Source organism: Streptomyces sp. 17_S59 (genome assembly GCF_056930295.1).
This window is the reverse complement of the sequence record NZ_JBXOWD010000001.1, coordinates 4,676,849-4,701,349: the sequence shown is the minus strand read 5'-3', so window position 1 is coordinate 4,701,349 and position 24,501 is coordinate 4,676,849. Positions and strand designations below refer to the sequence as shown.

At 73.8% G+C, this 24,501-nt stretch carries 18 protein-coding genes; 8 read left to right on the top strand and 10 right to left on the bottom strand.

Annotation, left to right across the window (positions count from 1 at the left end; translation table 11 throughout):
- Positions 1-37: 37 nt before the first annotated feature.
- Positions 38-1,402 (top strand): ABC1 kinase family protein, encoded by a 1,365-nt coding sequence (locus AC1Z4A_RS21395; protein WP_483681172.1) that lies wholly within the window; start codon positions 38-40, stop codon positions 1,400-1,402.
- Positions 1,403-1,454: 52 nt separating this feature from the next.
- Here AC1Z4A_RS21395 and AC1Z4A_RS21390 read toward each other — a convergent pair whose 3' ends face one another.
- The 5 genes from AC1Z4A_RS21390 to AC1Z4A_RS21370 form a co-directional block, all read right to left on the bottom strand.
- The gene (locus AC1Z4A_RS21390; RefSeq protein WP_483681170.1) at positions 1,455-1,676 is read right to left on the bottom strand and encodes a hypothetical protein; all 222 of its coding nucleotides are present in this window, start codon (positions 1,674-1,676) and stop codon (positions 1,455-1,457) included.
- A gap of 120 nt (positions 1,677-1,796) precedes the next feature.
- Positions 1,797-2,123 (bottom strand): hypothetical protein, encoded by a 327-nt coding sequence (locus tag AC1Z4A_RS21385; protein ID WP_483681168.1) that lies wholly within the window; start codon positions 2,121-2,123, stop codon positions 1,797-1,799.
- A complete protein-coding gene (locus AC1Z4A_RS21380) occupies positions 2,120-2,482 on the bottom strand; it encodes a WhiB family transcriptional regulator (RefSeq protein WP_483681166.1) in 363 nt (120 codons plus the stop codon). Before AC1Z4A_RS21380 ends, AC1Z4A_RS21385 begins: the two co-directional genes overlap by 4 nt.
- A 131-nt stretch (positions 2,483-2,613) precedes the next feature.
- Positions 2,614-2,910 (bottom strand): hypothetical protein, encoded by a 297-nt coding sequence (locus AC1Z4A_RS21375; RefSeq protein ID WP_483681164.1) that lies wholly within the window; start codon positions 2,908-2,910, stop codon positions 2,614-2,616.
- Between the two features lie 158 nt (positions 2,911-3,068).
- Positions 3,069-5,270, bottom strand: coding sequence for an ATP-dependent DNA helicase UvrD2 (locus AC1Z4A_RS21370; protein WP_483681162.1), 2,202 nt, complete (start codon positions 5,268-5,270; stop codon positions 3,069-3,071).
- 159 nt (positions 5,271-5,429) lie between these two features.
- Here AC1Z4A_RS21370 and AC1Z4A_RS21365 point away from each other — a divergent pair, with 159 nt between their 5' ends.
- Entirely contained in the window at positions 5,430-5,672 is a 243-nt protein-coding gene (locus tag AC1Z4A_RS21365; RefSeq protein ID WP_483681161.1) for a mycoredoxin, read from the top strand.
- Positions 5,673-5,744: 72 nt separating this feature from the next.
- Here AC1Z4A_RS21365 and nudC read toward each other — a convergent pair whose 3' ends face one another.
- The 5 genes from nudC to AC1Z4A_RS21340 all read right to left on the bottom strand — a co-directional run bounded on the left by nudC (position 5,745) and on the right by AC1Z4A_RS21340 (position 15,461).
- Positions 5,745-6,674: an NAD(+) diphosphatase gene (nudC, locus tag AC1Z4A_RS21360; RefSeq protein ID WP_483681160.1), complete on the bottom strand. Its 930-nt coding sequence runs from the start codon at positions 6,672-6,674 to the stop codon at positions 5,745-5,747.
- Positions 6,675-6,740: 66 nt separating this feature from the next.
- Positions 6,741-8,150, bottom strand: a complete 1,410-nt coding sequence (locus AC1Z4A_RS21355; RefSeq protein ID WP_483681159.1) for a dipeptidase — start codon at positions 8,148-8,150, stop codon at positions 6,741-6,743.
- Between the two features lie 47 nt (positions 8,151-8,197).
- Complete coding sequence (locus AC1Z4A_RS21350; protein WP_483681158.1) at positions 8,198-11,623, bottom strand: ATP-dependent helicase; 3,426 nt, start codon at positions 11,621-11,623, stop codon at positions 8,198-8,200.
- 31 nt (positions 11,624-11,654) lie between these two features.
- Positions 11,655-14,912 (bottom strand): ATP-dependent helicase, encoded by a 3,258-nt coding sequence (locus tag AC1Z4A_RS21345; protein ID WP_483681157.1) that lies wholly within the window; start codon positions 14,910-14,912, stop codon positions 11,655-11,657.
- Between the two features lie 189 nt (positions 14,913-15,101).
- On the bottom strand, positions 15,102-15,461 hold the full coding sequence (locus tag AC1Z4A_RS21340) for an MGMT family protein (RefSeq protein WP_483683669.1): 360 nt from the start codon (positions 15,459-15,461) through the stop codon (positions 15,102-15,104).
- A 176-nt stretch (positions 15,462-15,637) separates the two neighbouring features.
- On the opposite strand from AC1Z4A_RS21340, the gene AC1Z4A_RS21335 reads away from it, so the two are divergent.
- The 6 genes from AC1Z4A_RS21335 to AC1Z4A_RS21310 all read left to right on the top strand — a co-directional run bounded on the left by AC1Z4A_RS21335 (position 15,638) and on the right by AC1Z4A_RS21310 (position 24,487).
- Positions 15,638-18,352, top strand: coding sequence for a flippase-like domain-containing protein (locus AC1Z4A_RS21335; protein WP_483681152.1), 2,715 nt, complete (start codon positions 15,638-15,640; stop codon positions 18,350-18,352).
- 73 nt (positions 18,353-18,425) lie between these two features.
- Positions 18,426-18,827: a TOBE domain-containing protein gene (locus AC1Z4A_RS21330; protein WP_483681149.1), complete on the top strand. Its 402-nt coding sequence runs from the start codon at positions 18,426-18,428 to the stop codon at positions 18,825-18,827.
- A 71-nt stretch (positions 18,828-18,898) separates the two neighbouring features.
- On the top strand, positions 18,899-19,657 hold the full coding sequence (gene modA, locus AC1Z4A_RS21325) for a molybdate ABC transporter substrate-binding protein (protein WP_483681146.1): 759 nt from the start codon (positions 18,899-18,901) through the stop codon (positions 19,655-19,657).
- Positions 19,654-21,669 (top strand): ABC transporter permease, encoded by a 2,016-nt coding sequence (locus AC1Z4A_RS21320; RefSeq protein ID WP_483681143.1) that lies wholly within the window; start codon positions 19,654-19,656, stop codon positions 21,667-21,669. Before modA ends, AC1Z4A_RS21320 begins: the two co-directional genes overlap by 4 nt.
- A 54-nt stretch (positions 21,670-21,723) precedes the next feature.
- Positions 21,724-23,259 carry an alpha/beta hydrolase gene (locus AC1Z4A_RS21315; protein WP_483681141.1) on the top strand — a complete coding sequence of 512 codons (1,536 nt, stop codon included), beginning with the start codon at positions 21,724-21,726 and terminating at the stop codon, positions 23,257-23,259.
- A 109-nt stretch (positions 23,260-23,368) separates the two neighbouring features.
- The gene (locus AC1Z4A_RS21310; protein ID WP_483681139.1) at positions 23,369-24,487 is read left to right on the top strand and encodes a hypothetical protein; all 1,119 of its coding nucleotides are present in this window, start codon (positions 23,369-23,371) and stop codon (positions 24,485-24,487) included.
- Positions 24,488-24,501: the final 14 nt, after the last annotated feature.

The window sequence follows — 24,501 nt, the reverse complement described above, 5'->3', positions numbered from 1 at the left end:
GTCCGCGGCGTGGCTGTTCAGCTAGTTGGAGGGGCGCATGTCTGATCTACCCCGCAAGGCGGTCACCCGTACCGCCAAGTTGGCCGCGCTGCCACTGGGGTTCGCGGGGCGCACGGCGCTCGGGCTGGGGAAGCGCATCGGAGGACGGCCCGCGGAGAAGATAGCCGCGGAGCTTCAGCAGCGCACGGCCGAGCAGTTGTTCACGACGCTCGGGCAGCTGAAGGGCGGCGCCATGAAGCTCGGCCAGGCGCTGTCGGTCTTCGAGTCGGCCCTCCCCGAGCAGGTCGCCGGTCCTTACCGGGCCGCACTGACGAAGCTTCAGGAAGCGGCACCCCCGATGCCGACGAGAACGGTGCACAGGGCGCTGGCGGAGCGGCTGGGGGCGGACTGGCGCGATCTGTTCGAGGAGTTCGACGACCGCCCGGCGGCGGCGGCCTCGATCGGGCAGGTGCACCGGGCGGTCTGGCACGACGGGCGCGAAGTCGCGGTCAAGGTGCAGTACCCGGGCGCCGGGGAGGCGCTGCTGTCCGATCTGACGCAACTCGGGCGATTCGCCAAGCTGCTGGGACCGCTGGTGCCCGGTATGGACATCAAGCCGCTGATCACCGAGCTGCGCGACCGGGTGTCCGAGGAGCTGGATTACGAGCTGGAGGCCCGGTCCCAGAGAGCGCACGCGCGGGAGTTCGCCGGTGACGCCCATGTGACGGTGCCGGACGTGGTGCACCAGGGCGAGCAGGTGCTGGTCACCGAGTGGCTGGAGGGCGTGCCGCTGTCGCAGGTGATAGCGGAGGGCACCCAGGAGCAGCGGGACCGGGCCGGTCAGCTGCTGGCGCGCTTCCTCTTCTCGGGCACGGCCCGCACGGGGCTGCTGCACGCGGACCCGCACCCGGGGAACTTCCGGCTGCTGACCGGGGACGCCCCGGACGGCCCGCCGGAGAAGTGGCGGCTGGGTGTGCTGGACTTCGGCACGGTGGACCGGCTTCCGCAGGGGCTGCCCGTGGAGATAGGCACGGCGCTGCGGCTGACGCTGGACGGCGAGGCGGACGCGGTCCACGAGCTGCTGCGGGCGGAGGGCTTCGTCAAACCGGAGATCGAGCTGGATCCGGGGGCGGTGCTGGAGTATCTGCTGCCGATCATCGAGCCCATGCAGACGGAGGAGTTCACCTTCACCAGGGAGTGGCTGCGCGCGCAGGCGGCCCGGATCGCCGAACCCCGCTCCCCCGCCTACCAACTGGCCCGGCAGCTCAATCTGCCGCCGGCGTATCTGCTGATACACCGGGTCACGATGAGCACGATCGGGGTGCTCTGCCAGTTGGGTGCCACGGTGCGGCTGCGTGAGGAGATGGAGGAGTGGGTGCCCGGGTTCGGGCCGGACAGCCGGAGTCAGGACACGCCCGCTTGAGCCGTGGCGCGGGCGCCAGTGCCCGTTCTCGTCCTCGTGCGCGTGCCTGTGCTCACCACCAGGACGAGTCGAGGCGCCCTTCGATGGCTCTGAGGTTGGCGCGGGAGCAGTCGTCGCAGAAGTAGCGGCGGCTGCCGTTCTCGACGGAGCAGATCCAGGTCGGCGGCGGTGTGCCCTCGGGGGCCGGGGTGCCGCAGCGCGCGCAGGTGACGGGTTCGGCGGGCTCGGCGGCCTCCGGGTCCAACTGCGCTGGCTTGTGCGTCTTGTGGTCCACTCCCAGACGATATCCCCGCAAGGGGTCCCGGAACGGATGGCGCACCCTAGGGTGCGTCGATGGGCGGGTGGCATCCAAAGCGGCGCGGGGCCGGTCCGTTCGGACCGGCCCCGCGGGCGCTCAGTGCATCACGGCCATGGCAAGGGCCCGACGGGCGCGCAGCGAGGCGCGCTCGGCGCGGCGCTGCATCCGCCGGGCAGCGGCCAGTCGCACGGCCATGCGTTGCGACTCGGCCTCCCGCAGCCGGTCCTGGATATGGGCCCTGGCCAGGGCTTCTGGGATGAGTTGCATTTCGAGGTTCCTGTTCTGGCGCGACTCGGTCGCACCGGAGGTGTCACGGGCGGGGGTGCCGGAGCCGAAGGGCTCGGGGGACGCGTGCTGCATCGTCGGGTCCTGCTTCTTGGGGTCGAGCGTCGTGGGGCGGTCGATGGTGCCGATGGCGATCATGCGGCGACCGGGTTCTTGCGCGGGCGGCCACGGGGCCGCTTGCGGGCGACGACCACGCCCTGGACGAACAGCTCGCCACCCCAGACACCCCACGGCTCACGGCGGTCGATGGCCCCGGCGAGGCAGGCCGCACGCAGCGGGCAGGTCTGGCAGAGGGACTTGGCGTACTCGACGTCGGCCGGGGACTCGGCGAAGAAGACCTCCGGGTCATAGCTCCGGCAGGGCACGGAGCCGCCGAGGTTCTCGATGGCGTCATCGAGGTCGGTGAGCGAGGTGAGGGGGGTCAAGGTGTCCTCCGTGGGCACGGGCGGGGGGATCAAGTCGGTCGCTACTGACGGGGTGTGCGCCTTGAGTTGCACGGTGTGGTTTTCCTCGTCTGTGTTCCGGCTGGTGGCCGGGCTGGTTTCCCCGGGCTGGGGGGCAAGCAAAAGGGCCGCGGATCCCGGTGTGGGTTCCGCGGCCCTGGAAGGTGCCGACCTGATCGCGCCGATCAGGCTGGATCTCTCCAGGGTTCGAGCCCACGGAAGGCCCACGTCGTGTCGAGCTGGTGCTGCTGCCGCGCATCACGGGATCCGGCGCCATTGGTCGCTGCGGCAAAGGCATAGGCCGTGGCCTGCGCCGATGCTGCTGCCTTTACCGCAGACGCCCCGGTCGGTCGCTCTTCGAGGAGAACCGGCAGGACGACGGGCATACCGGTGCCCTGGAAGGCGCCGAAGGCGGAGCCGAGCACGGCGGCGGAAGCGACCTGGCGATCGGTCATTTTGTTGCTGGCGATGAAGCTGATCATTTTCTCCGCCTCCTCTCGGCGTCTCAGGGGACCGGATCCGGTCCAACGGCTTTTAAATACGGTACAGCTCGGTTCAGTACAGCACGGAGCGAACGGATCCCGTAAGACCCGCGGCTTCCTGTTCGGAAGGCTATGGGTAGGCCCTCCGCGCGCGCAAACTATTTTTCCGGAGATTCTTCGGACGTGTCCGGGGACACGTCTTCCGACGTCAGCTCCCTGCCTGCGCACAGCGCGAGGACGTCGGCGCCGAACCTCTCGAGCTTCCGTCCTCCCACTCCTGAGATGCACGCCAGGTCCCCTTCGGTTCCCGGAACGGCCTCGGCGATCGCCAGCAGGGTCTTGTCGGTGAAGACGCAGAACGCGGGCTGGCCCAGCAGCCGGGCCTGCTCGGCCCGCCAGTCGCGCAGCCGCTCGTAGAGCGCCTCGTCCAGCTCCGAGGGGCAGTCCTCGCAGCGCATCAGCTTGATCTCGCCCGCGTCGGTCAGCGTCCGCCCGCAGACGCGGCAGCGCGCCGAGCCCCGCCGTTTGCGGACGCCCCGCTCGATGCCGCCCCGGCCGAGCGGTCCGGCGCTCACCGGGTGCGGCGCGGCGGAGCCCGGCCGCAGGCCGTTCAGGAAGCGGGTGGGCCGCCGGGAGGGCCGGCCGCCGGGGGCGCGGGAGAGCGCCCAGGACAGGGAGAGGTGGACCCGGGCCCGGGTGACGCCGACGTAGAGCAGCCGGCGCTCCTCCTCCACCTGCTCGTCGGTCTTGGCGTAGGTGATCGGCAGCATGCCCTCGGTGAGCCCGACCAGGAAGACGGCGTCCCACTCCAGGCCCTTGGCGGCGTGCAGCGAGGCGAGCGTGACGCCCTCGACCGTCGGAGCGTGCTGGGCGCTCGCCCGCTCGTCCAGCTCGGCGACGAGGTCGGCGAGCGTGGCCGCCGGCCGGGCGCGGGCGAAGTCCTCGGCGAGCCGCACCAGGGCGGCCAGGGACTCCCAGCGTTCGCGGACCGCGCCCGAGCCCGCCGGGGGCTCCGGCGTCCAGCCCCGGGTGCCCAGCACGGCTCGCACCTGGGACGGCAGGTCCTCGGCGTCTGCGAGCTTGGGGTCGGAGTGGCCGCCGGCCCGGGCGGCGCCGCGGAGCAGCAGCCCGGCCTCGCGCACCTCCGGCCGCTCGAAGAACCGCTCGGCGCCCCGCAGCTGGTAGGGCACCCCGGCATCGGCGAGGGCCTGCTCGTACACCTCGGACTGGGCGTTGATCCGGTAGAGGACGGCGATCTCGCTGGCGGGCACCCCTGCGGCGATGAGGTCCCGGACCCGGCGGGCGGTGCCCTCGGCCTCGGCGGGCTCGTCGGCGTACTCGGCGTAGGCCGGCTGGGGGCCGGGGTCGCGCTGGGAGACCAGCTCCAGGCGGTGCTCGGCGGCCCTGCCCCGGGCCTGGGACAGCAGGCCGTTCGCCAGGTGCACCACCTGGGGGGTGGAGCGGTAGTCCCGGACGAGCTTGACGACCGTCGCGTGCGGGTGGCGGGTGCGGAAGTTCAGCAGGTGGTCGGGGGTGGCACCGGTGAAGGAGTAGATGGTCTGGCTGGCGTCGCCGACCACGCACAGATTGTCCCGGTCGCCCAGCCACAGCTCCAGCAGCCGCTGCTGGAGGGGGCTGACGTCCTGGTACTCGTCGACCACGAAGTGCTGGTACTGGCGGCGCACGGTCTCGGCGATGTCGTGCCGGTCCTGGAGCACGCCGACGGTCAGCAGCAGCACGTCCTCGAAGTCGATCACGACGCGCTCGCGCTTGAGCTGCTCGTACACCCCGTAGATCCGGGCGATCTCCGCCGGGTCGCGGGGGACCTCGCGGCCGGCCTTGGCGGCGGCCGCCGGGTAGTCCTCGGGCACCGTCTGGGTGACCTTCGCCCACTCGATCTCGCCGGTGACGTCCCGCAGCTCGTTGCGGTCGAGGCGGAGCCGGCAGCGGGCCGCGGCCTCCGCCACGACCTGGACCTTCCGCTCGACCAGCCGGGGCAGCTCGCCCCCGACGGCCTTGGGCCAGAAGTACTGGAGCTGCCGCAGCGCGGCCGAGTGGAACGTCCGCGCCTGGACCCCGCCCGCGCCGAGCTGGCGCAGCCGGCCGCGCATCTCCCCCGCCGCCCGGTTGGTGAAGGTGACGGCGAGCACACTGGCGGGCTGGAGCACTCCGGACCGGACGCCGTACGCGATGCGGTGGGTGATCGCCCGCGTCTTGCCCGTACCGGCACCGGCCAGCACGCACACCGGCCCGGACAGGGCCGTGGCCACCTCGCGCTGCTCCGGGTCGAGCCCGTCGAGCACCGCGTCGGCGGAGGCCGGCACCTGGGGGAAGAGGGTGGAGTGCGTTGCTGCTGTCACCCCGCCATGCTGCCAGGTCCACGGGGGCAACCGGGAATGTCGTCCACAGGGGAGCCGGGGCGGTCGTACTAATACGGGCGGCGGGAATGGTCGTGCAGGGGTGCGCGTTCTATCCCCGGAACACCACCGAGGCAACCGAGGAAAAGGAGCGCGGGTCGCATGTCGAGCACCGTGACGATGTACAGCACCACCTGGTGCGGCTACTGCCGCCGCCTGAAGAGCCAGATGGACCGCGAGGGCATCGCGTACAACGAGGTCAACATCGAGCTCGACGCCGACTCGGCGGCCTTCGTGGAGAAGGCGAACGGTGGCAACCAGACGGTCCCCACCGTTCTCTTCCCCGACGGCAGCACGCTCACCAACCCCTCGCTTGCCCAGGTCAAGGCCAAGATCGGCGTCTGAGCCGGGCCGGCCGGCGGCCGCATTCCAGGGCGTGTCCCGGGATGTGTCCCGGGACACGCCCTGGAATGTGTCCTACGGCAGCGGCTCGCCGTACCAGAGTTCGATCAGCCGGGCCGCGATCGAGATGCCGGTCGGAGGCAGGACCTCCCCGGACTTGAACGCGGCCCGCAGGTCCTCGCGCGAGAACCAGCGCGCCTCGTGGATCTCCTCGCCGTCCACCTGGATCTCCGAGGACGTGGCACACGCCATGAAGCCCAGCATCAGGCTGGAGGGGAAGGGCCAGGGCTGGCTGGCGACGTACTCCACGTCGCCGACGACCACGCCCGCCTCCTCGGCGACCTCCCGGCGCACCGCCTGCTCGATGGACTCGCCCGGCTCCACAAAGCCCGCGAGGGTCGAGAAGCGGCCCTCGGGCCAGTGCATCTGGCGGCCCAGCAGCGCCCGGTCCTGCTCGTCCGTGACCAGCATGATCACGGCCGGGTCGGTGCGGGGGTAGTGCTCGGCGCCGCAGGCCGGGCAGCGGCGGATGTGGCCCGCCGCCGCGATGACCGTGCGCTCGCCGCAGCGCGAGCAGAAGCGGTGCAGCCGCTGCCAGTTCTCCAGGGCGACGGCGTGGACGAGCAGGCCCGCGTCGCGCGGCGACAGCAGCAGGCCCGCCTCGCGCAGCCCGGCCGGGCGCGCCGACTGGTCCATACGGCCCGGCAGCGCGTCCTTCTGCAGGGCGAAGTAGGCCACCCCGTCCTCGTCCTGGCCGAGGAAGTAGCGGTGGGTCTCGGTGACGGGCGCCTCGAACGCGGGCGTCATCACCAGCTCGGTGCGCCCGTCCGGGGTGTCGTCGACCAGGGCCTGGCCGCCGGAGACCACGAAGACCCGCGTCGAGGGGTGACTCCAGGCCGCGGAGAGCCACGCCTCGTCGAGGCGGTGGTGTGCGGCACGGTCGATGCCGCTCGCACCGCTGAGCGTGATCGGTCGGGTGGCTGCCAAATCGGTCCAGGTGGTCACGGCTGCTTCCAACTCCCCCAGTGGATGGTGATGGTGCGCTGCCCGCGCCTGCGGGCAGGGTCCCGTTTAGCGGGCGGGTGCGTTCTCGGCGAGGTCCTCCCAGAGATGGGCGGCGGTTTCCACGCCCTTCATGAGGAGGTCCAGTTCGACCTTCTCGTTCGGCGCGTGCCAGCCGTCCGAGGGCACCGAGATGCCGAGGAAGAGCACCGGGGCGCCCAGCACGTCCTGCAGGTCGGCGGCCGGTCCCGAGCCTCCCTCGCGGGTGAAACGGATCTTCTGCCCGAAGGCGCGGCCCATGGCCCGGACGACCGACTGCAGCGCCCAGTGGTCCAGCGGCGTCAGGCAGGGGCGGGTCGCGCCCCAGAAGGTGATCTCGTGCCGGATGCCCTCCGGCAGCCGGGCGGCCGCCCAGGCGCGCACGGACGCCTCGACGGCCTCCGCGTCCTGGCCCGCCACCAGCCGGAACGACAGCTTCAGCTGGGCGGACCTCGGCACGACGGTCTTGCCGCCGGGGCCCTGGTAGCCGCCGCCGATGCCGTTCACCTCGGCGGTGGGGCGGGCCCAGATGCGCTCCAGGGTGCTGAAGCCGGCCTCGCCCAGCGCACCGTGCGAGTGCGCGGTGCGCAGCCAGCTCTTCTCGTCGAACGGCAGCTCCGCGAACAGCTCGCGCTCGGCGTCGGTCAGCTCGACGACGCCGTCGTAGAAGCCCGGGATCGCCACCCTGCGGTCCTCGTCGTGCAGCGCGGCGGCCAGCCGGGCGGCCTCGGTGGCCGGGTTGGGCACGGCGCCGCCGAAGGAGCCGGAGTGGATGTCCTGGTCCGGGCCGTAGAGGTCGATCTGGCAGTCAGTGAGGCCGCGCATGCCGGTGCAGACGGTCGGGGTGTCCTCGGACCACATGCCGGTGTCCGAGACGATCACCGCGTCGCAGGCGAGCCGGTCGGCGTGGGCGCGGACCAGGCCGGGGAAGTTCGGCGAGCCGGACTCCTCCTCGCCCTCGATCAGCAGCTTGACGTTGACGGCGGGCGCGGTGCGGCCGGTGGCCGCCAGGTGGGCGCGGACGCCCAGGGTGTGGAAGAACACCTGGCCCTTGTCGTCCGCGGCGCCGCGCGCGTACAGCTTGCCGCCGATCGTCGTCGGCTCGAACGGGTCCGTGTGCCAGCCGTCCTCGCGGGCGGCGGGCTGGACGTCGTGGTGGCCGTAGACCAGCACCGTCGGGGCGTCCTGCTCGCCCGAGGGCCACTCGGCGAACAGCGCCGGGGCACCGGCGCCGCCGCCCGTCTCCCAGACCTCCACGGTCGGGAAGCCCGTCTCCGCGAGCTTCGCCGCCAGCCACTCGGCGCTGCGGCGCACGTCCCCGGCGCGGGCCGGGTCGGCCGACACGGAGGGGATGCGCAGCCACGCGGCCAGGTCCTCGAGGAACGCGGCGCGGTGGTCGTCTATGTACGTGCGGACGGCGCTGTCCGGGGTGCTGCTCATGCCATCGAGCCTATCCGGACACGTGGGGTGACCAGGACCGGGTTTCCTCACCCTTCCTCCCCGAGGAGGATCTTTTCGAGTCCGGCGCGGTCCGGCAGGCCGGACGGGCGCACCGTCTCGCCGTCGCGCACGTAGACGAACGCGGCGGTGACCGCGGACAGTGGCAGGCCGTGCTGCTCGGCCCAGGCCAGGCGGTAGATCGCCAGCTGGAGGGGGTCGGCCTGGTGCAGGCGGTGGGTTTTCCAGTCGACGATCTCGTACTCGTCGGTGTGCTCGTCGGTGTCCGGATCCGTGCCGTCGGACGGGCCTCCCGTGCGGTACACCGCGTCAATCCGGCCGCGGATCACCCGGCCCGCCAGGGTGATCTGGAACGGCACCTCCACGCGGTACGGGGTGCGGCGGGCGTACGGGGTGCGCTCGAAGGCGTCCTTGAGCGCGGTCAGCTCGCGCTCGTCGGTGATCACCGCCTCTTCTTCGTCGGCGGACAGCTCGTCCGGGCCCGGCAGCGGGAGCGGCTGGGGCTCGAAGCGGGACTGCACCCAGGCGTGGAAGCGGGTGCCGCGGCGGGCGGCGGGCTGCGGCTTGCGCGGCATGGGCCTGGCGAGTTCGCGGGCGAAGCCGTCCGGGTCGGCGGCGAGCCGCATCAACTGGGACGCGGTCAGCGTGGCGGGCACGGGGACGTCGCGCACGGTGGCGCGGGCACGCCTCAGCTCGCCGGCCAGGGCGTCGAGGTCGCGGTCCCAGGAGGCCACGGCGCGGGCCTCCTCGGGGAGCAGGTCCGGTTCCGGATTCGGATTCGGATTCGGATTCGGATTCGGATTCGGTTCCGGGCGCTCTTCCGACTTCGGTTCCGGGCGTTCCTCCAGGAGGTCGTCCCAGTCTGTCGGTTCGTCCTCGTACTCCCCGTACTCCGCGTACTCCTCCTCCATCTCCGGCGGGGGTGGCCAGTCCGGGTCGTGGGTCGGTTCGGGGTCGGTGAGCTGCGGCTCCGTCGTCGGACGGTCCAGGTGCGTCAGCACCGCCTCCGCGGCCGCCCGGCGGCGGGCGAGAGACGCCTGGTCCAGCGGCAGGGGCCAGGAGTGGTCCGCGGCGGACTCCTCCAGCGCCGGGTTCTCCGCGCCCTCCTCGGGGGCCTCCGCCCATGCCTCGATCTCGCCGTGGCCCGCCTCGCAGTGCTCGCGCAGCGCCTCCAGGAAGGCCGAGGGGCCGCGCGGCCTCTTCTGGCTGGGGCCCCACCAGTGGCCGGAGCCCAGGAGGAGGGAGCGGGGGCGGGTGAACGTGACGTAGCCGAGGCGGAGTTCCTCGGTGTGCTGGTGGTCCTTCATGGCCGTCTTGAAGCCCGTCAGGCCCTTGGCCGTCCAGTCCGCGACGTCGGGGAGCGTCTCGGCGTCGCCGCGCAGGGCGTGCGGGAGGACCTTGGGCTGGGACGTCCAGGACTCGCGGGACTGCTCGCTCGGGAACGTCTTCGAGACGAGCCCGGGGACGGCCACCACGTCCCATTCGAGGCCCTTGGACTTGTGCGCGGTGAGGATCTTGACGGTGTCCTCGCCGCCCGGCAGTGAGCTGTCCAGGCCCTTCTCGTACTCGGCGGCAGTGCGCAGAAAGCCCAGGAAGGCGTGGAGCGTCGCCTCGCCGTCCAGCGCGGCGAAGCCCGCGGCGACGTCGAGGAACTGGGTGAGGGTCTCGCGGCGGCGGGCCGCCAGGGCGTGGGGCGAGGCGGAGAGTTCCACCTCCAGGCCGGTGGTCGCCAGGACGCGGTGGAGGACGTCCATGAGCGGGTCCCCCAGGGCGCGGCGCAGGTCGCGCAGTTCGGCCGCCAGGCGGGCGAAGCGGACGCGGGCCTCCGGGGAGAAGGGCAGGCCGTCGTCGGCGGAACCCTCCGTGAGGAAGGTGTCCAGCGCGTCGGCCAGGGAGATCACCTCGGCCGGGTCCACGCCCTCGACCGCCTCGGCCAGACGCCGGTCCGGGTCCGTGCCCGCGCCGCCGTAAGGGACGAGCGTGCGGGCGCGGCGGCCGAGAAGGGCCAGGTCGCGGGCGCCGATGCGCCAGCGGGGGCCGATCAGCAGGCGGACCAGCGCGGCATTGGCCGTGGGGTCCTGGAGAACCTCGCAGACGGCCACCAGGTCGGCGATCTCCGGCAGGTGCAGCAGGCCGGAGAGGCCGACCACCTCGACGGGGATGTCCCGTTCGACGAGGGCGCCCTGGATCTGGGCGAAGTCCGTGGCCGTGCGGCACAGGACCGCGATGTCGCCGGGCCGGGTGCCGGTGCGCACGAGGTGGGCGAGGGAGCCGGCGAGCCAGTCGAGTTCCTCGGCGTGCGTGGGCAGCAGGGCGCAGCGGACGATGCCGTCGCGCTCCGCGCCCGGGGCCGGGCGCAGCGCCTCGACGCCCTCGTGGCGCGCGCGCAGGGGGGCGGCGAGGCCGTTGGCGAGGTCGAGCAGGCGGCCGCCGCTGCGGCGGTTCTCGCTGAGGGAGTAGCGGTCTGCGGGGCGCCCGTCCCGGTGGGGGAAGTGGTGCGGGAAGTCGTCCAGGTTGGCCACGGAGGCGCCGCGCCAGCCGTAGATGGCCTGGCAGGGGTCGCCGACGGCGGTCACCGCGTGGCCCGTGCCGCCGCCGAAGAGGCCGGAGAGCAGCAGCCGCTGGGCCACGGAGGTGTCCTGGTACTCGTCGAGGAGGACGACGGCGTACTGCTCGCGCAGGATCCGGCCGACCTCGGGCAGGCGGGCCAGCCCGGCGGAGAGGGCGATCTGGTCGCCGAAGTCGAGGAGGTCGCGGGCGCGCTTCTCCCTGCGGTACTCCTCGACCAGGCCCAGCAGCTCCAGGCGGGCGCGGGCGGTCTCGGGCACCTTGCGCAGGTCGGCGTTGGTGAGCCCGGCCCCGTCCAACGCGGCCAGCAGCTCGCGGTCGTGCGTGCGCAGGCGGGCGGGCTGCACGAGGTGCTCGGCCAGCTCCGCGTCCAGGGCCAGGAGGTCGGCGACGAGGTCGGCGAAGGGGCGGGTGAGGTGGGGGTGCGGGCCCGGGGAGGAGCGCAGGACGCGGGCGGCGAGCTGGAAGCGGGTGGCGTCGGCGAGCAGCCGGGCGGTGGGCTCCAGGCCGATGCGCAGGCCGTGCTCCTTCAGGAGGCGGCCGGCGAAGGCGTGGTACGTGGAGATCTGCGGCTCCCCGGGCGCCTCCTCCTCGTACGCCTCGTCCGTCAGGACGCCGGCCTCGCGGAGCGCCTTGCGGACGCGCTCGGACAGCTCGCCGGCCGCCTTGTTGGTGAAGGTGAGGCCCAGCACCTGCTCGGGGGCGACCTGTCCGGTGCCGGTCAGCCAGACGACGCGGGCGGCCATGACCGTGGTCTTGCCCGAGCCGGCCCCGGCCACGATGACCTGCGGGGCGGGCGGTGCGGTGATGCAGGCCGTCTGCTCCGGGGTGAACGGGATGCCGAGCAGCTCCTTGAGCTGCTCGGGGTCGGTCAGGCGCGGGGTCACACGGGAAACGCTAACGGGGGGCACTGACAGCTCACTCCACGATCTGGCGGCCCTCGGGCCGGGCCGTGCAGGAGGCGCGGAAGGAGCAGTGCGCGCAGTGCTGACCGGGGCGGGGGGCGAAGCGCTCGTCGAGCACGCGGCCCGCCGCCTCGGCGAGCAGCCCGCCGACCCAGGTCCCCTCCCCCAGCGGCTGCTGCGCCTGCACCTTGGGCAGCGTGTCGCCGCCGTCCTTGCGGGTGGCGCCCTGCCGGAGCTGGACGAGTTCGGCGCCGCCCGGGCGCGGGCGGGCGCCGCCGAAGACGGCGTCCACGGCGCCCTCCTCGACCGCGAGCTGGTAGACGGCCAGCTGCGGGTGGCGCTCGACGTCCTTCGCGGAGACCGCGCCCTTGCCGGTCTTGAAGTCCACGACGTAGGCGCGGCCCCGGTCGTCCCGCTCCACGCGGTCCATGGAGCCGCGGATGCGGACCTGGTAGTCCTCGGCCTTCAGCGTGACGTCGAAGGGGTGCTCGGTGGCCACCGCGCTGCGGCCGCCGCGGTCCATGACGTGCCAGCGCAGGAAGCGCTCCAGGGCGGCCCGGGCGTTCTCCTTCTCCTGCTGGGACTTCCACGGGGCGTCGAAGGCGAGCGAGTCCCAGACGGACTCCAGACGCTCCATGAGCACGGCGAGGTCGGCGGGGGTGCGGCCGGAGGCGACCTCGTCGGCGAGCACGTGCACGACGTTGCCGAAGCCCTGGGCGGCGGTGGCGGGCGCGTCGGCCTTCACCTCGCGGCCCAGGAACCACTGAAGGGAGCAGGTGTCGGTGAGCTGGCCCAGGGCGGAGCCGGACAGGGCGAGGGGCCGCTCCGGGTCCCGCAGCGGCACCTCGCTGTGGGTCGGCTCGGCCAGGCCCCACCAGCGGTAGGGGTGGGCGGCGGGGACGAGCGGCTGGCCCTCCTCGTCGCTCAGCGCCGCGAGCCGGGCGAGCCGCCGGGCGGCGGCGGCGCGCAGGGCGTCCGACGCGGCGGGGTCGACGGTGGTGGCACGCAGCTCGGCGACGAGCGCGGCGACGGCGAGGGGCCGGCGGGGGCGCTGGGTGACGTCGACGGGCTCGGTGCCCAGCTCGGTCAGGAAGCGGGAGGGCTGGTCGCCGTCCTCGGCGGCGGCCTTGACGGCGGTGACGACGAGGCGGTCGCGGGCGCGGGTGGCGGCCACGTAGAACAGCCGCCGTTCCTCGGCGAGCAGGGCGCCGGGGTTGAGGGGTTCGGCGAGCCCGTCGCGCCCGATGCGGTCGGCCTCCAGGAGCGAGCCGCGGCGGCGCAGGTCGGGCCAGAGTCCCTCCTGGACGCCCGCGACCACGACCAGCCGCCACTCCAGGCCCTTGGCGCGGTGCGCGGTCATCAGGCGGACGGCGTCGGCGCGCACCGCCCTGCGGGTGAGGGTGTCGGCGGCGATGTCCTGGGCGTCCAGCTCGTCCAGGAAGTTGAGGGCGCCGAGCCCGCCGGTGCGCTCCTCGGCGCGGGCGGCGGTCTCGAAGAGGGCGCACACGGCGTCGAGGTCGCGGTCCGCGTTACGGCCGGCGGCGCCGCCGCGGTGGGCCGAGCGCTGGAGCCGGGCCGGCCAGGGGGTGCCGTCCCACAGCGCCCAGAGGGCGTCCTCGGCGGTGCCGCCCCGTGCGAGGAGTTCGCGGGCGGAGTGCAGGAGGGCGCCCAGGCGCTGGGCGCCGCGCGCGTACGCCGGGTCGTGCGCCGCCAGCCGCCCGGGTTCCGCGAGGGCCTCGGCGACGAGGGTGTCCGAGGGCCGGGGCACGGCCTGCCCGGCGGCCCGTTCCTCGTCCCGCAGGGCCCGGCCCAGGCGGCGGAGGTCGGCGGCGTCCATGCCGCCGAGGGGCGAGGTGAGCAGGGTGAGCGCCGTCTCGGGGTCGAGCCGGAGGGCCTGCGGTCCGGGGAGCACCGCCGACTCCGCCACCGCCCGCAGGGCCGTCAGCAGCGGGGCCACGGCCGGTTCGTGGCGCAGCGGCACGTCGTCGCCGTCCACCTCGACGGGCACGCCCGCCGTGGTCAGTGCGCGGCGCAGGCCCGGTATGGAGCGGGCGCCCGCGCGCACCAGGACGGCCATCTCGCGCCACGGGACGCCGTCCTCCAGGTGGGCGCGGCGGAGGACGTCGGCGATGTTGTCGGTCTCGGCGCCCTGGGTGGGGTAGGTGTACGCCTCGACGCGGCCGCCGTCGCGCACCGCGGCCGGCTCGCGGTGGTCCCGCACGGCCCCGGCGGGAAGCCGGGTGAGCGGCATGCGGCGGGTGAGCAGCCGGGTCGCGGCCAGCAGCTGCGCGCCCGCGCGCCGGGAGACGGTGAGCACCCGCACCGGGGCGGCGGAGCCGTCCGCCTGCGGGAAGGCGCGGGGGAAGTCGAGGATGCCGTTGACGTCGGCGCCGCGGAAGGCGTAGATCGACTGGTCGGGGTCGCCGAAGGCGACCAGCGTCCGGCCCTGCCCGGCCACGGCCCGCAGCAGCCGCACCTGGGCGGCGTCGGTGTCCTGGTACTCGTCCACGAAGATCGCGTCGTACCGGCGGGCGAGCCCGGCCCCGCTCTCCGGGCGCTCGGCGAGGAGGACGGCGCGGTGCACCAGCTCGGCGTAGTCGAGCACGCCGCGCATGTCGAGCACGTCCAGGTACTCGGCGAGGAAGGACGCGGCGGCGCCCCAGTCGGGGCGGCCGGTGCGCTGTGCGAAGCGGCCCAGCTCGGCGGGGCCGAGGCCCAGTTCGCGGCTGCGGGCGAAGACGGCCCGCAGCTCGTCGGCGAAGCCGCGCGTGGTCAGGCAGGCGCGCAGCTCGGCGGGCCAGTCGACGCGCCCGAGCCCGGCCTCCCCGGCGAGCAGCTCGCGCAGCATGACGTCCTGCTCGGGCCCGGACAGCAGCCGGGTCGGCTCCACGAACAGGTCGGCATCCTGGTACGCCCGCACCAGCGCGTAGCAGTAGGAGTGGAAGGTGGTGGCCTGCGGCCCGTGCGCCCCCAGCCGGGCCGCCATCCGGTCGCGCAGCTCGACCGCGGCCTTGCGGCTGAAGGTCAGGACGAGGATCCGGGCCGGGTCCGTGCCCCGCCGCACCCGGTCGACGACGGCCTCGACGAGCGTGGTCGTCTTGCCCGTGCCCGGCCCGGCGAGCACCAGCAGCGGCCCGTGCCCGTGCTCAACCACCGCGCGCTGCCGCGCGTCCAGGCGAGGAGGGGCCACGGGCTCCGGCCGGGTGCGCACGAGGCGGTAGGCGCCCGGCGAGGGCTGCCGCGCCGAGCGGGAAGACGGGGAGGAACTCACGTGGGTCGCCGGTCCTGGGAGGTGCGGGGTCTGCTGCCGAAGGGCGGCCTGGGGCCGGTCCCCGACGCTACGCCAGGAGGCGGGTGGGACGCAGAGCGTCCGGGGTGTCGCCGGGACCCGGCAGTGGCCTCATCCGTTCGGGTTACCCCTTGGGGCGGCTGGGCCGGAGGCGGGTCGGGCGCTGCCCCCTCAGGTGTCCGGAGTCACATCCTCCGCGCCTTCCCCGGTCCAGCGTGCGCGGGCCATCGCGATCCTCGGCAGATGTCCCCCGGACGAGCCCGGGGCCTCCCGCAGCGGGGTGCCCTCGGCCCGGTAGCGGTCCAGGGCGCGCAGCTCGTGGCCGGGCAGCAGCACGCCGTCCGCCCGGACGACGCGCCACCACGGCACGGCTCCGCCGTAGAGCGCCATCACGCGCCCCACCTGCCGGGGGCCTCCCTCGCCGAGCCACTCGGCGACGTCCCCGTACGTCATCACCCGCCCCGGCGGGATCAGCTCGGCGACGGCCAGCACCCGCTCGGCGTACTCCGGAAGCTCGTTCACCCCGCCCATCCTGCCGCAGCCCGCCGACACTCCGGCCGGAATATCCGGAGCCGCGACCTCCACAAGATCACCCAGAGTGCGCCATCGCACTACAGGGCGTACGATCCGGAGTCCGCGCCCCTGAAAAGCACCCTGATACCCCCTTGCCCGGCCGGGCCATGCCACCATCTTCCGGGCGGTGACTGGTGATACGAGACCAAGAAGAGACTGACGAGCAGCAGGGCGCACACCCTTCGGAGGAGGGGCGCGCCTCCGGGGTGCTGCCCTGCGGCGGGGAGTCCGGCAGCGCCCCGGCCCCCGGCTATCTGTGTGAAGGCGGCGAGGTCCACATCGACAAGGTCTCCGGCGACGAGCCCCTGCTCCCCGCCCGCGTCCACCGCCCCGCCGACCTGGTGCGCCTGTTCATGGGCATCGTCGGCATCGCACTCGTGCTCGCGCTCGCGGCGTTCGCCCACGGCACCACCACGGGCCTGGAGACGGACATCCGCGAGAGCACCGGCCGGGCCCCGCAGCTGCTGGCGAACTTCGCCGGGCTCGCGGCCAACGTCGCGATCTTCATCGTGCCCGTGGCGTTCGCCATCGAGCGGCTCATCAAGCGGGACGGCCTGCGCATCGCCGACGGCGTGCTGGCCGCCGTCCTCGCGCACGGCGTGTCCCTGGCCACCGACCTGTGGGTGGCCCAGGCCGCGCCCGCCTCGATCCGCGACGCGCTCACCCAGACCTCCCCCACCGGCGGCATCACCGACCCGGTGCACGGCTACCTGGCCCCCGTGATCGCCTACATGACCGCGGTCGGCATGTCCCGCCGGCCCCGCTGGCGCGTGGCCATGTGGGCCGTCCTGCTGCTGGACGCCTTCGCGGTGCTCGTCAACGGCTACACCACACCGTTCTCGATCGTCACCACCGTGCTGATCGGCTGGACCGTCGCCTACGGCACGCTCTACGCCGTCGGCTCCCCGAACGTGCGCCCCACCGGCCAGCACCTCCTGGCCGGCCTGCGGCGCGTCGGCTTCACGCCGGTGACCGCACTGCGCATCGAGGAGGCCGACCTCGAGCCGTCCGTCTCCCACGAGCGCGGCCGCCGCTACCTGGTCACCCTCGAGGACGGCCCGCCCCTGGACGTCACGGTCGTCGACCGCGAGCAGCAGGCGCAGGGCTTCTTCTACCGCGTCTGGCAGCGCCTCGCGCTGCGGCACATCACCCGGCGCCGCAGCCTCCAGTCGCTGCGCCAGGCCCTGGAGCAGGAGGCCCTGCTCGCCTACGCGGCCATCGCCGCCGGGGCCAACGCGCCCAAGCTCATCGCCACCTCCGAGCTGGGCCCCGACGCCGTCATGCTCGTGTACGAGCACATCGGCGGCCGCACCCTCGACGCCACGCCCGACGAGGAGATCACCGACGAGCTGATGGCCGGCGCCTGGAGCCAGGTGCAGGCCCTGCAGTCCCGGCGGATCGCCCACGGCAGGCTCGACGGCGACGCGATCCTGGTGGATCGTTCCGGCAATGTCGTGCTGACCGATCTGCGCGGCGGCGAGATCGCGGCCGGCGACCTGGTGCTGCGCATGGACGTGGCCCAGCTCCTCACCACCCTGGGCCTGCGGGTGGGCGCCGAGCGCGCGGTGGCCTCGGCCGTCGCCGTGCTGGGACCCGAGGCCGTCGCCGACAGCCTGCCCCTGCTCCAGCCGATCGCCCTCACCCGGGCGAGCCGGGCCGTCCTGCGCCAGCTCGCCCGCGAGCGGGCCCAGCGCGAGCGCGACGCGGTGCTGGAGGCCTCGCGCCTGGAGAAGGAGAACCGGGCCCGGGAGCGCGCGGCCGACGCCAAGACCCTCAAGGCCGAGCGCAAGGCCGAACGGAAGGCCGAGAAGCAGGCCCTCGACCAAGCGGCCGAGGAGGCCCGCGAGGAGGACCTGCTGGCCCAGATCCGCCGCCAAGTGCTGTTGATCCGCCCGCAGGCGCCCATAGAGCCCGTCCGCCTGGAGCGCATCCGGCCGCGCACCCTCATCAGCTCGATCGCGGGCGCGTTCGCCGCGTACTTCCTGCTCTCGCAGCTGGCCCACGTCAAGATCGACGACCTGATCGCGCACGCCAACTGGTACTGGGTGGCGGTGGCGGCCGCCTTCTCCGCCCTCAGCTACTTCGCGGCCGCGATGAGCCTCCTCGGCTTCGTGCCGGAGAAGATGCCGTTCCTGCGCACCGTCACCGCCCAGGTGGCGGGCTCCTTCGTGAAGCTGGTGGCGCCCGCGGCCGTCGGCGGCGTGGCCCTGAACACCCGCTTCCTCCAGCGCGCGGGCATCCGGCCGGGCCTCGCGGTGGCCAGCGTGGGCGCCTCGCAGCTCTTCGGGCTGGCGAGCCACATCATCCTGCTGCTGACCTTCGGCTACATCACCGGGACCGAGCGGACCCAGTCCCCGCTCCCGCCGTCCCGCACGGTGATCGGCGGCCTGCTCACGGCGGCCGTCCTCGTGCTGGTGGTGACGGCCATCCCGTTCCTGCGGAAGTTCGTCTCCACCCGGCTGCGCTCCCTCTTCGCGGGCGTGGTGCCGCGGATGCTGGATCTCCTCCAGCGCCCGCGGAAGCTGCTCAACGGCATCGGCGGCATGCTGCTGCTCACCGCCACCTTCGTGATGTGCCTCGACACCTCGATCCGGGCCTTCGGCGGCCACCTCAGCTACGCCAGCGTCGCGGTGGTCTTCCTGGCGGGCAACGCGCTCGGCTCCGCGGCGCCCACGCCCGGCGGCGTCGGCGCGGTGGAGGGCGTCCTGATCGGTGCCCTCACCCTGACCGGTCTGCCCGCCGAGACGGCGGCCCCCGCGGTGCTGCTCTTCCGCCTGCTGACGTTCTGGCTGCCGGTCCTGCCGGGCTGGCTGTGCTTCAACCAGCTGACACGCAAGGGAGCCATCTGACGAGCGGCATCTGCGGCCCGGGGACCCACCCTCACCTTGCATGTGCGAGCCGCATGGCCGTAGCGTGCCGCGCATGCGGTCGTACACCATCGGGCAGGCAGCCCGTCTGCTGAGCGTCAGCCCCGACACCGTCCGCCGCTGGGCGGACGCCGGGCGGCTGCCCACCGGCCGCGACTCAGTCGGCAAGCGGCTGATCGAGGGCACCGACCTCGCGGCCTTCTCCGTGGCGCTCGCCGCCGAGGCGGGCGGCGCCGACGACGAGGAAGCGGCGTACACCAGCGCCCGCAACGCCTTCCCCGGCATCATCACGGCCGTCAAGCTCGGCGACGTGGCCGCCCAGGTGGAGATCCAGGCCGGCCCGCACCGTCTCGTCTCCCTCCTCACCCGCGAAGCCGTCGAAGAGCTGGGGCTGGCCGTCGGCATGGAGGCCGTGGCCCGGGTGAAGGCCACCAACGTGCACATCGACCGCGCCTGAGACCGGCGCCCGCCACCGTGCCCGACGCCACGCCCGAGACCGTGTCCGCAACCGCGCCTGACGGAGAGACGATGCCCCGCGCCCCGCGCAAGACCCTCCCCCTGCTGGCCGCCGCCGCACTGCTCGTACCGCTGGCGTCCGCCTGCGGAAGCGACGACGACAAGCCGACGACCCTGACCGTGCTGGCCGCGGCCTCCCTGACCGATGTCTTCAAGCAGGTCGGCGCCGCGTACGAGAAGGAGCACCCGGGCACCAAGGTGAAGTTCTCCTTCGCCGGCTCCCAGGAGCTGGCCGCCCAGGTGCGCCAGGGGACCCCGGCCGACGCGCTCGTCACCGCCGATACCAAGACCATGGACGGCCTGAAGGCGCAGACCGGCACGCCCTCGGTCATCGCCAAGAACCGCCTGACGATCGCCACGGCCCCCGGCAACCCCAAGCACATCGAGGGCCTCGCCGGGCTCTCCGACACCGGCTTGAAGGTCGTCCTCGCGGCCCCGGAGGTCCCGGTGGGCCGCTACGGCAAGCAGCTCCTGGACCAGCAGCACATCACCGTGCACCCGGTCTCGCAGGAGCCGAACGTGCGGGCCGTGCTCAGCAAGGTCTCGCTCGGCGAGGCGGACGCGGGCATCGTCTACGTCACCGACGCGGCCGCCGCCAAGGGCAAGGTCGCCACGGTGACGATCCCCGACGCGCAGAACGCCGTGGCCTCCTACCCGGCGGCGACGCTCAACGCCTCCGGGCACAAGGACGAGGCGCGCGACTTCGTGAAGTGGCTCGGCACGGACGAGGCCCGGAAGCTGCTCCGCTCGGCGGGCTTCCAGCAGCCGTGACCCGCCGCACGGAACGCACGCCCCTGGCGCTGGGAGCACCTGCCGCGCTGGCGGTGGCGTTCCTGCTCGTCCCCCTGGCCGGGATCCTCGCCCGCACGCCGTGGGCCACCCTCGGCTCCCGCCTGACCTCGCACGAGGTGGGGCAGGCCCTGGGCCTCAGCCTCGCGGTCTCGGCCTGGGCGCTGCTGGTGTCGCTGCTCCTGGGCGTCCCGCTCGCCTGGCTGCTGGCCCGGGTGGACTTCCCCGGGAAGACGCTCGTCCGGTGCCTGGTGATGCTGCCGATGGTGCTGCCGCCGACGGTGGCGGGAGTGGCGCTCCTCCAGGGCTACGGGCGCCGTGGCGTGCTGGGCGCGTACCTGGACGAGTGGTTCGGGATCACCCTGCCGTTCTCCACCCCGGGGGCGGTGCTGGCCTCGGCGTTCGTGGCGATGCCGTTCCTGGTGATCAGCCTGGAGGGCTCGCTGGCGGCACTCCACCCCCGCTACGAGGAGACGGCGCAGTCCCTGGGGGCGACGCCCCTGCACGCCTTCCGCACGATCACCCTCCCGATGGTGGCGCCGGGCCTGCTGGCGGGCGCGGCACTGTGCTGGGCGCGGGCGCTGGGCGAGTTCGGGGCGACGATCACGTTCGCGGGCAACCTGCCCGGCACGACGCAGACGCTGCCGCTCCAGGTGTACCTGCTGCTGCAGGACGACCCGGAGGGCGCAACGGCGGTGTCCCTGCTGCTGCTGGCGATCGCAACGGGGGTGCTGCTGGCACTGCGGGGGCAGTGGGTCGGGGGACAAAATCAGCCCGTCCGGCGTTTGAGGACACCGCGCGAAGCGCGGTCCGGGGTCTGGGGCGGAGCCCCAGTTTCGGGAAGGGGCGGGGTGGGGAAAGAAACGCCCCCGGCACCACCGCACGCACCCACCACGCACCCCGTGCGCACCCCGCACCCCCTCCGGGCCACCGTCACCGGCGCCACCACCGCCACCCTCGACGCCCCGCCCGGCACCACCATCGCCGTCGTCGGCCCCAACGGCGCCGGCAAGACCACCCTCCTCCGCGCCCTCCTCGGCCTGACCCCGCGCGCCACCGCCGCTCCCCTCGACCTCGGCGACGGCACCGACCTCTCCCGCACCCCCGCCCACCTGCGCCGCATCGCCTGGGTCCCCCAGGACGGCGCCCTCTTCCCGCACCTGAGCGCCCTCGCCAACACCGCCTACGGCCTGCGCGCCCAGGGTGTGCCCCGGCACGAGGCCCACCGCCTGGCCCGGCAGTGGCTGGACCACCTGGGCGTGGGCGACCTCGCCCACCGCCGGCCCGGCGGGCTCAGCGGCGGCCAGGCCCAGCGCGTGGCCCTGGCCCGCGCCCTGGCCGCCCGCCCCCGCCTGCTGCTCCTCGACGAACCCCTGGCCGCCCTCGACCAGTCGACGCGCGCCCAGGTGCGCCACACCCTGCGCACCCACCTCGCCGCGTTCCCGGGCGTCTGCCTGATCGTCACCCACGACCCCGTGGAGGCCGTGTCGCTCGCCGACCGCGTCCTCGTCCTGGAGGACGGCCGGACGATCCAGTACGCGGCCCCCGCCGAGCTGACCCGTCACCCCCGTTCCCCCTGGGTGGCCCGGATGCTGGGCCGGAACGCCTGGCCCGGCACGGCGACGCCGGAGGGAACGATCCTCCTGGAGAACGGCGCCCGCCTGACCACGGCCGCGGCCACGACCACCGCGCACGGCCTGGCGGTCGTGGGCCCGGAAGCCATGGCCCTGCACCTCACCCGCCCCACCGGCAGCAGCCCGCGGAACGCCTGGCGGGGCACGGTCCGCGAACTCACCGCGCAGGGCGGCCGGATCCGCGTCCTGGTCGACGGCACGGACGGCCCGCCGCACGCGGTCGCCGAGATCACGCCCGCAGCGGCGACGGAACTGGCCCTCGCCGAGGGCACCGAGGTCTGGGTGAGCGTGAAGGCGACGGAGGTCACCTTCGTACCGCTCCAGCGCGAGCCCCAGGGCGTGCCTCACGGCGTTCCGTAACCCGAACGCCGCACACCACGCGCGCCGCCCGCGCCCGCCCCGGAGGATGGGGCCGTGTCCAGATCCGTCCGGGCCGGAGCCCTGCTCTCGGCCGTCGTCCTGGCCGTCGCCACCGCCTCGGGGTGCAGCGGCAGCGCCGACGGCGACGCCAACCCGGCCCCGGGCCCGGGGACTTCGGCCGCGCAGAAGCTCAGCTGGAAGTCCTGTCCGCCGCCGGACAGCAGCGAGGACAGCAACGGCAACACGGCCAAGCCGCCCGGCCCCGACTGGGAGTGCACGACGATGCGCGCACCCCTGGACTACGCGCACCCCGAGGGCGACACCATCGGGATCGCCATGATCAGGGCGAAGGCCACCGACCGCGCCCACCGCATCGGTTCACTGATCTTCAACTTCGGCGGCCCCGGCGGCTCCGGTGTCTCCACGCTGCCGGCCTTCGCCGAGGACTACGCCACCCTCCGCACCCGCTACGACCTGGTCAGCTTCGACCCCCGCGGAGTGGGCCGCAGCAGCGGTGTGAAGTGCCTCGACAACCGGGAGCTGGACGCCTACTACGCGGCGGACGCGACCCCGACGACCAAGGCGGAGGAGAAGGCCCTGGTCGACCGGGTGGGCACCTACGCGACGGCCTGCGAGAAGAACTCCGGGAAAATCCTCCCCCACGTGGGCACCACGAACGCGGCCCGCGACCTGGACCTGATGCGCCAGGTGCTGGGCGACGACAAGCTGAACTACTTCGGCATCTCGTACGGCACCGAACTGGGCGGCGTCTACGCCCACTTGTTCCCCAAGAACGTCGGACACGCCCTGCTCGACGGGGTCGTCGACCCGGCCAGCGACCCGGTGCAGAGCGCGCTGGCCCAGGCGGCGGGCTTCCAGCTCGCACTCGGCAACTACATGACCGCCTGCGTGAAGACCTCCGACAACTGCCCTACCGAGCAGCAGATCGGCGATCTGCTCAACCGGCTGGAAAAGAAGCCGATCCCGGGCACCGGGGGCCGGGAGCTGACGCAGTCGCTGGCGACGAGCGGCATCGCCCAGTCCCTCTACTCGAAGGACTTCTGGGAGTACCTCACCGAGGGCGTGGAGGACGCCGAGAACGGCGACGGCAAGATCCTGCTCACACTGGGCGACACCATGAACGGCCGCGGCCCGGACGGGAAGTACACCACCCTCCAGGCCTCCCTCAACGCCATCACGTGCGCGGACTTCGCGCAGCGCTACACGGCGGAGGAGATCGAGGGGCGCACCGCGGAGTTCCGCAAGGCGTCACCGATCTTCGGGCAGTTCATGGCGTGGAGCCTTCTGCAGTGCACCGGTTGGCCCGTAAAGGGCGAATGGCAGACACCCGATGTGAGCGCGAAGGGTGCCGCACCGATCCTCGTGGTCGGCAACACCGGTGACCCGGCGACCCCTTACGAGGGAGCGCGCAAGATGGCCCAGGAGCTGGGTCCGGGCGTGGGGGTCGAGATGACGTACCGCGGCGAAGGCCATGGGGCGTATGACAGCGGGAACGCCTGCGTCAAGAGCACCGCGGACGCGTACCTTCTGGAAGGCACCGTTCCAGGCCCCAACAAGGTGTGTTCATAGCACCCATAGCACAGCACACCGGTAATACGAACTCGACCGGCTCGAATGTCAGTGGCCCGCACTACGATCGCCCGCACAGAAGTTCCGAGCGAGCGTCGGGAGGGGACGGGTGTCACGGACGACCGCCGGGAACACCGGCCGCAGAGCCCGGATGCTCACGGGCGCCCTGGCCATCGCGGCACTGCTGGCCGCCCTGGCGGCGCTCTGGCAGACCCAGTTCGGCCCCCCGGCCAGAACGGACTACTGCTGGGGCACGTGGCCGGAGGACGGCGGCCCGTTCCGCGCGGGCGACCGGCACCGCTCCGCCCAGGAGAGCGCCCCCACCCCGGGGCGCCCCCGGGGCCGCTGCGTCCTGAGCTGGCGCGGCGGCCACGGCGCGGGGTCGTACACCCGGCGGCTGGAGGTGCGCTACGACACCGGCCCCGGGCCGGCCGAGGCGCGCCGCAGCTGGCTCGCGGGGCTGTTCACGGGCGCCGACACGGCGCTGCCCGGCGGGCTGCCCGGCTTCGTCACGGCCGAGTCGGGCACGCTGGTCCTGCCGGAGACCTGCGATGTGCAGGGCCGCCCCTCGGTCGTCTCCATCACCGGCACCTTCGCGGACGCGGCGGAGACCCGGCGGCTGCTCCTCCAGGCCGCGGGCCGGGCGGCGAAGGCGACCCACTGCGCTTCGTCCGCGGCGCCGAGCCCCGTCCCGGCCGGGAGCGCGGCAGAACGTCCGGCGAGCCCGGCCGGCAGCCCGGCCGGGGCGGGCTGCGGCATACCGGCCCTCACCGCCCCCGCCCCACGCCTGACCGCCCGTTCCGGCAGCACCGAGGACGACTTCCAGACCTGCGCGGTGACGAGCACGGACAGCCGTACGGACAGTGGTACGAGCAGCGGTACGAGCAGCGCTACGGGCGATGCCGGGGAGGCGACCGCGCACGCAAGTGGTGACGGCCACGGCACCTGGGCCGCCCGGTTCACCATGACCGCCCGTCCCCGGATCGTCGCCCTGTTCGCCGGTCTCACCGGCGACCGGCCGCCCGCGCCCGGCTGGCGTGCGGTCGGCAGCATCGAGGCGACCGGCGCCCTGATATCCGCGGACTGCGCGGGCCGCACCACGGTCTTCGCGATGCGCACCGGCCCCGGCCGCAGCGGGACGCGGCTCGACGACCCCCGCGCGGCCTTCCCGGATTTCGTGGAGGCCGTGGCCCGCAGAATCGGCTGTGCGCCCCTGCGCTCCTCCTGAGGGCCACCGTGCGC

Coding starts and splice junctions, on each gene's coding strand:
- AC1Z4A_RS21340 (WP_483683669.1), bottom strand. CDS start 15,461: ATGGGCGGGGTGAACGAGCTTCCGGAGTACGCCGAGCGGGTGCTGGCC.
- AC1Z4A_RS21375 (WP_483681164.1), bottom strand. CDS start 2,910: ATGATCAGCTTCATCGCCAGCAACAAAATGACCGATCGCCAGGTCGCT.
- AC1Z4A_RS21355 (WP_483681159.1), bottom strand. CDS start 8,150: ATGAGCAGCACCCCGGACAGCGCCGTCCGCACGTACATAGACGACCAC.
- AC1Z4A_RS21330 (WP_483681149.1), top strand. CDS start 18,426: ATGCGGTCGTACACCATCGGGCAGGCAGCCCGTCTGCTGAGCGTCAGC.
- modA (WP_483681146.1), top strand. CDS start 18,899: ATGCCCCGCGCCCCGCGCAAGACCCTCCCCCTGCTGGCCGCCGCCGCA.
- AC1Z4A_RS21395 (WP_483681172.1), top strand. CDS start 38: ATGTCTGATCTACCCCGCAAGGCGGTCACCCGTACCGCCAAGTTGGCC.
- AC1Z4A_RS21365 (WP_483681161.1), top strand. CDS start 5,430: ATGTCGAGCACCGTGACGATGTACAGCACCACCTGGTGCGGCTACTGC.
- AC1Z4A_RS21385 (WP_483681168.1), bottom strand. CDS start 2,123: ATGATCGCCATCGGCACCATCGACCGCCCCACGACGCTCGACCCCAAG.